Raw genomic sequence first — 11,515 nt, 5'->3', positions numbered from 1 at the left:
ATGGCACAGGTCCAGCTGACAGGCATTCGCAAGTCCTACGGAGCGCAGGCGGTCCTGCATGGGATCGACCTCGATATCGCCGATGGCGAGTTCGTGGTCTTTGTCGGCCCGTCCGGCTGCGGCAAGTCGACCCTGCTGCGCGCTATCTGCGGGCTGGAGGACATCGCTGGCGGCGACATCCTGATCGATGGCACGCGCGTGAACGACGTGCCGCCGGCGCAGCGCGGGCTGGCCATGGTGTTCCAGAGCTACGCTTTGTATCCGCACATGACCGTGTACGAGAACATGGCGTTTGCGCTGAAGCTGGCGGGCAAGCGCAAGGCGCAGATCGACGAAGCGGTGCGCAAGGCCGCGCACACCCTGCAGATCGAGGCGCTGCTGGAGCGCCGGCCCAAGGAACTGTCGGGCGGCCAGCGCCAGCGCGTGGCGATCGGGCGCGCCATCGTGCGCCAGCCGGCCGTGTTCCTGTTCGACGAACCGCTGTCGAACCTGGACGCGTCCTTGCGGGTGCAGATGCGCATCGAACTGGCCAGGCTGCACCGCACCCTGGCCACCACCATGATCTATGTAACCCACGACCAGGTCGAGGCGATGACCCTGGCCGACCGCATCGTGGTGCTGCGCGCCGGCCGCATCGAGCAGGTGGGCGCGCCGCTGGAGCTGTATCACCGGCCCGACAACCTGTTCGTGGCGGGTTTTCTGGGCGCGCCGCCGATGAATTTCCTGCGCGGGGAAATCCGCCAGTGGAACGCGGGCCAGGCGGTGGTGGCGCTGGCCGGCGGTGCGCAGTTGATGGTGAGCGTGGCCGCGCACATGGCGCCCGGCGCACATGTCACCTTGGGCATGCGCCCCGAGCATATCGTGACCGATGCGGTGGACGGCATCCCGGCGACGGTGTTCGCGGTCGAACGGCTGGGTGAAGGGACCTATCTGTACGCCACGGTGATCGGCAGTACTGAGCAGGTAATCGTGCGGGCCGACCCGGATGCCACCTGGGACGTTGGCCAGTATCTGCTGCTAGGCGCCCCGCTGGCGCGTATCCACGTGTTCGGCGAAAACGGCCGGCGATGTCCACCATAGAGCGCCTGTCTGTGAAAACCTCGCCTGCGCAGCTTTGCCCTTGTTGACTCTTCCAAAATTCGGACTGCCTTCTCTGGACCAGAATATCGTTCTAAACCCTTTGCCAGTCACGCTGGCGTTCTCATTCAGGTGAACCCTCGCCCCACAGCATTGCGCTCGATCGAACCTGGCATCGACGGAGAGGTATGGTTTTCAACTATCTCCATCCCACAAACGTTGGCATGAGCAGTGGTAATCACCCATCAAAATCGGCGCGCCTGCGCGGGTACTCAACAGGCGCTTTCGCGGGCAGCCTCCAGCATGACGAGGCGCTTGAAAAATGCCTTGCGCCCTTGCGCTGCGCCTACGTATCGGTAGCCATACAGGCGGCGGGCAATCTCCGCGTTCAGTCGATTCAACGGAAGGCCCGCTAGTACTTCCGAGTCCGCCTCGCGGTAGTCTTTGTTCGCCATTGGTGCTTTCGGTTCGGCGGCTACATCCCACAATAAAAATCAGCGCTCAACAATCACTTTTGACCGGCCTCATCTGGCGAACTCAGCCGTTCGTGCCAGCATAGCAGGTTAGCGAACTGGAACAGTTACCGACTGTCCCGATAGGCAGCAGTCGTTAAGGGCACCTCGTTATACACAAGTGTTCAGCGCGCCAATTCCCCGTAGCGCGCGTATCGTTTCGACCGCCACGTGAACATCCTTCAGTCCGAGCCAGATGGTCTTGACGCCGGGCTCGCCATCGCTCTTGCGGGCGAGGAAACCGCCGATGCAGGCGATCTGGCGCAGAACGTCGTTCAGACGCGGCTTCTCCGGCGGCGTCTTTTTGCGCAGCAGGTAGGCTGCTTGAATCTCGTCCGGGTCGAAGAACAGTTCCGCATCCAAATCCGGACAGGTCCTGCCCAAGCGCATCAGGCGTGCGATGCGCCACGCCACCACCATGAACAGCGCCAAGGCCCGTTCAAGCTGCGTGATCGAGCCCAGTTGCAGCGCCTCGACGCGGCAGGCGTTCTTGAGCACGTCGAACAGCATCTCGATTTCCCATCGCGCGCGGTACCAGTCGATCAGCTCGACGAGCGCCTCGGGCGTGGCGGCCTTGCGGTTGGTCAGCAAGCGCCACTCGATTGGTTTGACGCCGTCCGGCGCGTCGATCTCGCGCGCGATCACGCACGTGGCGAGGACGCTCTTTCCTTTGCCCGCAGGCAGGGCGACCGTGCGTGCCCACAGTTGCTGGCGCACGGTGCGCGCCTTCACCCCGTGCCGCGCGGCCATCGCGAACGTCAGCTCGCCGATCGGCGCGCCCGCACTCGTGTGCTGCCACAGCTTCTCGCCGTCGGGCAGGCAGCGGTTGTGCTTGGCGCGTACCAGCCAGTCGGCCGGCGTGGCCAGTTCCTGGGCGCGCAGCATCAGGGGCACCAGATCGGCCTCGCGGTCGGCCACATACACCAGCCGTGTGCCGGGCAACTGCGCCGCCATCTCCGCGATCCGCTCGTAGCCCTCGATCCAGCGCAAACTCTCCTTCGGCCCGCCGCGCGCGCCGGATTTGTCCTTCTTTTCGCGTGCCCACATCCACGCGTCGATGATGCCCAGCGGCTCGCGCGCAGGCGTGACTGCATAGGTCGGGTGCAGGTACATGCCGCGCTGGGCTTCGTAACTCAACGGGCCGAGGCCGAACGCGCCTTGGCCGTTGAAGTCCAGTTCAGTCGTGTCCTGCAGGCACAGCACAACCAATCCTCCCAAGTTAAGGAATGTGCATTGATCAACATGGCTTTTGCGCCATGAATTTGTGCGATTTCGGTCTGGGTTTGCGCGGCTTAGACTGGTTTTCTCGATGAAGGTAAGTGTGTTTTCCAAGTAACTTGAGCACGTCACGCAAGTTCCTGGCGATCTGCCTGCCAAGCAGCAGTGCCGGCATCGCGGGCTTCAGTGCGGTATGGGCGTATGCGTGGTTGATGCGGTCGACCGCGCGCAAGTCGGCCTGGTCATGGGCGGTCAGCGCAGCTAAAGTCTGCAGGTTATCGCACATGATTTTGGCGGCGACATCCTGGACCACGGCCTGCTGCGACAGGCCGGAGACATGCTCCAGGTTGAGGCGGTGCTTGAGCCGCTTGAAGGCTTCCTCAATGCGCCAGCGCTTGTGGTACAGGTCGCCAAAGGCGCTGGCCGGGAAGCGCCCGGTGTCGAACAAATTGGTCATCAGCACGCGTACTTTGCCGTTCGGCGCGACGTGGCGCACCAGGCGAACCTGCTGGGGCGCGCGGTTAAATTCGTAGTCGGCGGCATCGCGCCGCGATGGCGCATTGAGTGTAACCACCTGCTCATCGAGGCCGGAACGTAGAAACGCGCGCACGCAGGCGAAGCCGCCGTCACCGGCTTTTTCCACCCGCATGCAGAACGAGATAGCGCGCTCGTTGAGCAGTGCAACGAGCCAGCACGCTGGATAGCCCCGGTCCAGCAGCAGCAAGTCGTCGCTTGAGAGTCGGTCCAGATGCTGGACCAGCATCTGGCGCTCGCCGCACTCCTCGATGCCGTGCAGCGAGGTCGCCAGCATCAGCTCTGCGCCAGGCAGGAACAGGCCGAAGAGAATTTGGTCGGGCAGCGCGGCGCGCGCGAGGCAGCTGGTGCGCAGGCCGAAACGCACCGTCGAGGCGTCGGCGGCGACCAGGCGCAAGCTACGCCAGCGCGGCACGAACCCATGCTGCTCGGCGCGGGCGACGAGCCAGTCGTTGAGCAAAGGGATGGCGGTCAGGGACAGCTTGGCGCGCGCTTGCGCGAACGCCTGCTCGGACACTGTGCGCAGCAATTGGGCGCGCCCCGCCAGGTGGCCGAAGAACGTGTCGAGTTCGGCCTGAATGCTCATGCGCATGCCGCTCAGCATGAGCGCCACGAGCGACGGCAACGGCAGCTTGCGGCGCCGTGTAAACGCCGTCGGATGCTCGGGATGCCTGGCCGAGTCAAGGAATTCGGGGGACTGTAATCGCACAGCGAGGTCGATAAAAAGTGCAGTAAGAGACATGGTAGCCAGCGAGAAAAAATCTCACTGGCGGCGCAGTTCATAATCTATATGTCAAGCTATTTATCAACTATTCACCATATTTTTTAAGCAAATTCCTTAACTTGGGAGGATTGACAGCACAACCGGCAGCGCGGCCATGCGTTGCTGCGTCTGCTGCCAGTGCGGCGCCATGATCGCCTCCCAGTCGACGCTGTCGTTGTCGAAGAAGCGATACGTCGCCATCGTCTCGCCCCAGCCCTGACACGCCTTTGGCACGCTCGCCGTCGGGTCAGCCGCAAATTGCTCCATCAGGATCCTCGCTCGTTTGTTCAGGCCCGCATCGCCCAGGTCGAGTTGTTCAAATTCCGTCTCGGTCCAAGGCGCAGGTGCTGTCGCCAATTCGTCCACGCAAAAGGCGAGAGTAAACCTGAAACGCGGCGAGCTTACAAGCGGCACGTTAAGCCATTGAATGTAAACAGGTTTTCAGCACGGTCGGCACCGCGCGCAAGATTTGTGTATAACGAGGTGGCGTTAAGCAGTAGAGGGAGGTTGTGCCTTCAAAGTGACACCAGTATGATGTCAATTTGAGTGCCAACGGGTAGGTATGATGAGTAAGCGAAATTCCGCAGTTCCAAGGGTGCCCCTGACCGTACGGTTGCCAGAAACGCTTGTATCAGCGATTGATCGAAATTTGCAAGGTCGCGCTGTTCCAGTTTCGCGCAACAACTGGCTTATTGAGGCAGCTATTGAAAAATTAGAGCGAGACGGCTTGAAAGGTACTCATGGCTCGAAGTGATTTACTTGTCGCGTTGGTGAAGGCGGGCAACAACGGCGATAAGCGCGGGGTTCGGATCACGACAGAGGCGATCATTGCTGAAGAACGAGCGAAGCAGCACGGGGTTCTAGCTGACAGATTAGCTCGCGTCCTTCAATCTGCCCCTGCCACTCCACACGCCGTTCCTCTCGCTGAGACGTCGGCGCGCGGTCGCGATTTCATTTCTGAGCGCATTCCCCGGCGCAGATTGAGTGATCTCATACTGCCGTTAACGTGTCGCGATGGAATTAACCAGCTCGTCGAAGAGCAATATCGTGCAGACCTATTGCGCGCCCACGGTCTCGAGCCGAGACACCGGGTTCTGTTAGTTGGTCCGCCTGGCACGGGAAAAACCAGTTTGGCGGAAGCAATTGCCGAGGCCGTCGCTGTGCCATTATTGGTTGTCCGCTATGAGTCTATGATTGGCAGTTACCTTGGTGAAACTGCGAGCCGGTTGAAAAGGGTTTTTGACTATGCACGGACGACCCCTTGTGTTTTATTTTTCGACGAGTTTGATGCCCTCGGCAAAGAGCGCGGTGACATCCACGAAACAGGGGAGATTAAGCGCGTTGTAACCTCATTATTAATGCAGATGGATGAGCTGCCTAGTTATACAATCATTGTTGCTGCCACGAACCATCCCGAACTATTGGATCGTGCGGCGTGGCGGCGTTTTCAAGTTCGATTGGAACTTCCTCTCCCAACAGCGACAGAGTTAGCAGAATATCTTGAAATTTTTGCTAAGAGAATTGGGGAGCAATTAGGACAATCTGCGAGCCGGATTGCAAAGCAACTTGGTGCAATTAGTTATGCCGAAGCGGAAGAGTTCTGTCTCGACATAAGGAGGAGATCGATATTATCGATTGGCGAAAAAAGTGTTAAGACTATAATTTCTGAACAACTTGCAATTTGGTCAAAGCAAGCGCGCAGCGAGTCCCCAACAAACTAAAGGTATTTCGATGGTCAAACGTTCGCTGCTTATTCTTCCAAGTCCTCAACCAATTGCGCCACCTCGAGGCCATGGTGGAGGGAGCCAGCCTCGCCTTCCAAACAAACCTTTTCAAATCGCTCAATATGGCCCTGCGTTTAGTAGATTACGGGAAGTATTTGCGGGAAGAAAATCTGTTATCGAATTGCGTAATGATCCCACTAGCCTTGCACCTGACCGCGCAATTGTTTTCGAAATCGCTGGCACGATTCCGGATTTTTTAAAGGCGGCTAAAAGAATTCCTGGACTTGAAATTATAGCTGAATCAGAAGTCGAATTTTCTGCGGATGAGAACTTTGCTACAATCGACAAACGAAAAGGCAAAGAAGGATTAGATCGGACAGATGTTCCGGTAGATGGCCGCTTTTATTTAGCCATGCCTGATGTCGAGGCACTGAAACAATTAGTGAGCCTATGGGAGCGCTGGCGTGATGGTCGACCCCTCGACGGTTTTGCACCTTTTACTCATTTGTTTGAGCAACTCCACGGCCTACGTACGTGGGGTGCGAAAGACCGAATTACCGATGAAGCAATAACCTTCTGGAAGGAAGAGGCATCCCAAAGTCTGGGACTTCCTGTAAGAACAGAAGTTGAATTATGGTTCCGTCAAAGCGCGACGGATCGGAAACGTGTATCAAGTGAATTTGCTGCATTGCTGGTGGAGGTCGGTGGGACTATCGTTCACGAAATTGTAATACCTGAGATTGCTTACCATGGTGCACTGATAGACATTCCATTTTCGGAAATTGATGGATTAATACATCGACGTGCTGTCCTTCTTGCGTTGGCTGATGACGTGATGTTTTTGCGTCCGCAGAGTACATTTGCTTGTATAGATGATAATGAGCCTGTTGACGATTTAAGCTTGTCTGAGGAATCCGTTTCATCTAGCACTGCACTTCGCCAGCCTATCGCAGCGTTGCTTGACGGCGTTCCTGTTCAAGGGCATTCGCTACTCGCGAACCGCCTGCTCTTGGATGACCCCGATGATTTGCAGAGTCGAGCAATCGTTTCTGGTCGCCTCCATGGTACGGCTATGGCCTCTCTGATTGTGCATGGAGATTTGAACACCAAGGAACTCCCGCTAACACGGCCACTGTATGTAAGGCCGCTACTATTGGCGTCTAGGGAGGGGGCAGAGCATTCGGATCCTAGCCTGCTATTGGTTGACACAATTTATCGTGCGAAATTGAGAATGAAGGGCGGCGGCATTGAAGAGGGTGCGGCACCAACCGTATTTTTGGTTAATCTATCGATAGGCGACGCACGAAGGCCCTTTACCCAATTGATTAGCCCCCTTGCTAGGGTCATAGATTACCTATCTGAAAAATATTCATTATTGTTTCTCGTAAGTGCAGGGAATATATCTGCTCCGCTAGAGATAGAGGGTTTTACTAACTGGTCGGATTTTGAGACTGCTTTATCTAGTGTCCGTGAGAAAGCTGTTCTTAGTGCGCTTAATAGTGATAAGCATCAGAGATCGATCCTGTCGCCTGCTGAATCACTTAACTCACTGACTATTGGCGCACAGCATCATGATTCCGTCCCTAATCGAACGGTTTCCAATAGAGCGGTCGATCCGTTCGAGGATCGCCATCTTCCCAATGTTAGTTCGGCATTAGGGCTGGGTTATCGTCGTGCAGTTAAGCCGGAAATTTATTTCCCAGGTGGGCGTGAGCATTTACGTATGACTGCGTCAGGGGCTGTAATTAAGGCGTCAATTGCGCCAACGCAGCGCACTTATGGGTTGAGTGCTGCGGCACCTGACCCGACAGGGCAAGGGCGTACGAATTACACCTCTTATAGCGATGGAACTAGCTCTGCAACGGCACTGGCTACAAGATCCGCACATCTTATTTTCGATGCGCTATTGGGCGACGGCGAAGAATCGGTACTTGCAGATATGCCGCCTAATTTTTATGCTGTCACCGTTAAAGCGCTTTTGTTGCATAGCTCGCGTTGGCGTGACAACGCCGAAGTATTGAAAGAGGTGTGCGGACCAACGGATAAAAAGCGGCATGTCGAACGTTCTGAGAATGCGAGTAGATTCATCGGCTTCGGCGTTCCAGATATAGCGGAAGTTATAGAGTGTTCCTCTAATAGGGCGACATTGATCGGCTATGATTCATTAATGCCAGATCACGCTCATTGCTATAAAATTCCACTCCCCCCAAGCTTGGAAAGGGTAACCGAGCCGCGTTCACTTAGCATTACAATCGCCTGGTTGTCTCCGATCAAACCGGGACATCAGAGCTACCGCTGCGTCCGGTTGGAAGCCACTCCTTTAAATAACGAGCCAGTGGAGGCGTTTGGTGTCGAAAGGCGAAAACAGCAACCTTCCGATGCCATCGTTAAGCGTGGTTCAATTTTTCATGAGCGGTATTATGGTGATAAGGCAATCGCTTTTATTGACGACGGACATTTAAATTTGGTGGTTTGGTGTAAGCAAGATGCTGGGGGTATTGAAGATAAGGTGCGTTACTGTATAGTTGTAACAATTGAGGCCGGAATCAATGTTCCGGTGTACGACGAGATAGAGTTGCGGTTACGGGTGCAAACAAGGTCAACTGTATAGATTGCGTGTGGCATTTTCTGGTTTTCTTTTAGTTCATTGTCGCTATCCTTAAAATCACCTCGTTATACACAAATCTTGCGCGGCGCCGACCGTTCTGAAAATCTGTTTACATTCAATGGCTTAACGCGCCCCCTTGTAAACTCGCCGCGTTTCAGGTTTACTCTCGTCTTTTGCGTGGACGAATTGGCGACAGTACCTGCACCTTGGACCGAGACGGAATTTGAACAACTCGACCTGGGCGATGCGCGCCTGAACAAACGAGCGAGGATCTTGATGGAGCGATTTGCGGCTGACCCGACGGCGAGCGTGCCAAAGGCGTGTCAGGGCTGGGGCGAGACGATGGCGGCGTATCGCTTCTTCGACAACGACAGCGTCGACTGGGAGGCGATCATGGCGCCGCACTGGCAGCAGACGCAGCAACGCATGGCCGCGCTGCCGGTTGTGCTGTGCCTGCAGGACACGACTGAACTGGACTTCAACGGCCAAGGCGCGTTCGGCCTCGGCCCGTTGAGTTACGAAGCCCAGCGCGGCATGTACCTGCACCCGACCTACGCAGTCACGCCTGCGCGCGAGCCGCTGGGCATCATCGACGCGTGGATGTGGGCACGCGAAAAGAAGGACAAATCCGGCGCGCGCGGCGGGCCGAAGGAGAGTTTGCGCTGGATCGAGGGCTACGAGCGGATCGCGGAGATGGCGGCGCAGTTGCCCGGCACACGGCTGGTGTATGTGGCCGACCGCGAGGCCGATCTGGTGCCCCTGATGCTGCGCGCCCAGGAACTGGCCACGCCGGCCGACTGGCTGGTACGCGCCAAGCACAACCGCTGCCTGCCCGACGGCGAGAAGCTGTGGCAGCACACGAGTGCGGGCGCGCCGATCGGCGAGCTGACGTTCGCGATGGCCGCGCGGCACGGGGTGAAGGCGCGCACCGTGCGCCAGCAACTGTGGGCACGCACGGTCGCCCTGCCTGCGGGCAAAGGAAAGAGCGTCCTCGCCACGTGCGTGATCGCGCGCGAGATCGACGCGCCGGACGGCGTCAAACCAATCGAGTGGCGCTTGCTGACCAACCGCAAGGCCGCCACGCCCGAGGCGCTCGTCGAGCTGATCGACTGGTACCGCGCGCGATGGGAAATCGAGATGCTGTTCGACGTGCTCAAGAACGCCTGCCGCGTCGAGGCGCTGCAACTGGGCTCGATCACGCAGCTTGAACGGGCCTTGGCGCTGTTCATGGTGGTGGCGTGGCGCATCGCACGCCTGATGCGCTTGGGCAGGACCTGTCCGGATTTGGATGCGGAACTGTTCTTCGACCCGGACGAGATTCAAGCAGCCTACCTGCTGCGCAAAAAGACGCCGCCGGAGAAGCCGCGTCTGAACGACGTTCTGCGCCAGATCGCCTGCATCGGCGGTTTCCTCGCCCGCAAGAGCGATGGCGAGCCCGGCGTCAAGACCATCTGGCTCGGACTGAAGGATGTTCACGTGGCGGTCGAAACGATACGCGCGCTACGGGGAATTGGCGCGCTGAACACTTGTGTATAACGAGGTGCCTTAAAATGGCAAAGAACCGCAGCCCTACAGGCTGCGGTTCTTTGACAGCTATGCAGCTGGCCGTGCGACAGACGAAGGTCGTGGCCACGACACGGCTTGCCCTTGAAGTTGCTGACATCTTTCGCCGCCACGGCCCTGCCTGGCGGCAGACGGAACGATTGAGCTTGGGCCAGCCCAAGGTAATGTCGGCCATCGAACAGTGTCGCAGTGCGGCGCTGGGAGGACACGCGCTGCACTGCGACGGTTGCGGTCACGCGGAAATCGCCTATAACTCGTGCCGCAACCGCCATTGCCCGAAGTGTCAGGCCAGGGCTGCCAAGCGCTGGCTCGAAGCACGCCAAGCCGATTTGCTTCCGGTCGAGTACTACCATGTGGTGTTCACTTTGCCGGCCCCGATTGCGGCCATCGCCTGGTACAACAAGACCGTGGTGTATGGCCTGCTGTTCGATATCGCCGCTGAGACAATGCGCACCATCGCCGCCGACCCCAAACACCTGGGCGCACAGATCCGGCATGACGATGGTCTTGCACACATGGGGATCGGCACTCACGCATCATCCCCATGTGCACGGCATTGTTCCCGGCGGCGGTCTGTCGCCTGATGGCGCGCGCTGGGTAGCGTGCAAGCATGGCTTCTTCTTGCCGGTACGGGTGCTTTCGCGCCTGTTCCGGCGGCGCTTCCTTGAAGCGCTCGCGCAGGCCCACGGAGCCGGGCAACTACAGTTCTTCGGCGAGTATGCTGGGTTGGCGGAGGTGCGCGCGTTCGCCGACTGGCTGGCGCCGCTGCGCAAATGTGAATGGGTAATGTATGCCAAGCGACCATTCGCGGGCCCGCAGGCAGTGCTGGCCTATCTGTCCCGCTATACCCACCGTGTGGCCATCTCGAACCAGCGCCTAATTGCGCTCGATGAACGAGGCGTCACGTTTCGCTGGAAAGACTATCGCGCCAAAGGGAGAACGCCGGTCAAGGCCATGACACTCGCAGCGGCCGAATTCATGCGCCGCTTCCTGCTGCACGTGCTGCCGAGCGGCTTTCACCGCATTCGCCACTATGGGCTTCTTGCCAATGCCAGGCGCAAAAGCAATCTCGCACACGTTCGCCGACTGCTGCAGATCCCCGCCCAGGTCCAACCAGTCAAAGACCCGCAAACCGAGACCGCCCAAGCGACCTTCGTCTGTCCTCACTGCGGTGCCGGCATGGTCATTACCGCGACTTCGCCACGTCACTACTCAATCAGAGCGCCACCTGCGTTGCGAGGTGCGATATGACGCAGTTCATGCCAATGCGTTCAACCGATCCACCATCGACTGCGTCACGACCCGACGCAGGGGGACGGCTGTGTCATTCACAGAAATTTGGCCTCCGAGCGCAGGGAGTATCAACCAAAGTAGGAGACGCCGGTCCCGTCGCAGGCCAAAACGTGGTCCCGGTGACAGGTTTAGCTGGGCTACCGGAGCATTCTGCAGTCATCCGATCAGTCAAATCCCCATAGGCCCGTAGAACATCGGGCCGCAACGACACATCCCACGGTTT

At 58.1% G+C, this 11,515-nt stretch carries 7 protein-coding genes and 2 pseudogenes; 5 read left to right on the top strand and 4 right to left on the bottom strand.

Going from position 1 to position 11,515, the window contains the following annotated elements; all coding sequences use genetic code 11:
- Entirely contained in the window at window positions 1–1,080 is a 1,080-nt protein-coding gene (locus IV454_RS19820) for an ABC transporter ATP-binding protein (RefSeq protein ID WP_206087479.1), read from the top strand.
- Between the two features lie 269 nt (window positions 1,081–1,349).
- Here the strand turns inward: IV454_RS19820 and IV454_RS19815 are convergent, their stop codons facing one another.
- From IV454_RS19815 to IV454_RS19800, 4 genes and pseudogenes are all read right to left on the bottom strand, one after another.
- Window positions 1,350–1,532 carry a hypothetical protein gene (locus IV454_RS19815; protein WP_206087478.1) on the bottom strand — a complete coding sequence of 61 codons (183 nt, stop codon included), beginning with the start codon at window positions 1,530–1,532 and terminating at the stop codon, window positions 1,350–1,352.
- Window positions 1,533–1,700: 168 nt separating this feature from the next.
- A pseudogene (locus IV454_RS19810) lies at window positions 1,701–2,795 on the bottom strand (IS4 family transposase); the annotation flags it as partial.
- A gap of 31 nt (window positions 2,796–2,826) precedes the next feature.
- Window positions 2,827–4,050 carry an IS4 family transposase gene (locus tag IV454_RS19805; RefSeq protein WP_229521732.1) on the bottom strand — a complete coding sequence of 408 codons (1,224 nt, stop codon included), beginning with the start codon at window positions 4,048–4,050 and terminating at the stop codon, window positions 2,827–2,829.
- A gap of 129 nt (window positions 4,051–4,179) precedes the next feature.
- The gene (locus IV454_RS19800) at window positions 4,180–4,470 is read right to left on the bottom strand and encodes an IS4/Tn5 family transposase DNA-binding protein (protein WP_206087476.1); all 291 of its coding nucleotides are present in this window, start codon (window positions 4,468–4,470) and stop codon (window positions 4,180–4,182) included.
- 374 nt (window positions 4,471–4,844) lie between these two features.
- Between IV454_RS19800 and IV454_RS19795 the strand changes: the two genes are divergently transcribed.
- The 4 genes and pseudogenes from IV454_RS19795 (at window position 4,845) to IV454_RS19780 (ending at window position 11,250) form a co-directional block, all read left to right on the top strand.
- Window positions 4,845–5,825 (top strand): AAA family ATPase, encoded by a 981-nt coding sequence (locus IV454_RS19795; RefSeq protein ID WP_206087475.1) that lies wholly within the window; start codon window positions 4,845–4,847, stop codon window positions 5,823–5,825.
- Window positions 5,826–5,835: 10 nt separating this feature from the next.
- Entirely contained in the window at window positions 5,836–8,439 is a 2,604-nt protein-coding gene (locus tag IV454_RS19790) for a S8 family peptidase (RefSeq protein ID WP_206087474.1), read from the top strand.
- A 174-nt stretch (window positions 8,440–8,613) separates the two neighbouring features.
- Complete coding sequence (locus tag IV454_RS19785) at window positions 8,614–9,972, top strand: IS4 family transposase (RefSeq protein ID WP_441294980.1); 1,359 nt, start codon at window positions 8,614–8,616, stop codon at window positions 9,970–9,972.
- A 59-nt stretch (window positions 9,973–10,031) separates the two neighbouring features.
- Window positions 10,032–11,250 (top strand): annotated as a pseudogene (locus tag IV454_RS19780) (IS91 family transposase).
- The last annotated feature ends 265 nt before the right edge of the window (window positions 11,251–11,515 follow it).

This window comes from Massilia antarctica (assembly GCF_015689335.1).
Taxonomy (GTDB): Bacteria; Pseudomonadota; Gammaproteobacteria; order Burkholderiales; family Burkholderiaceae_D; genus Telluria_A; species Telluria_A antarctica.
This window is presented reverse-complemented; position numbering and strand designations above follow the sequence as displayed.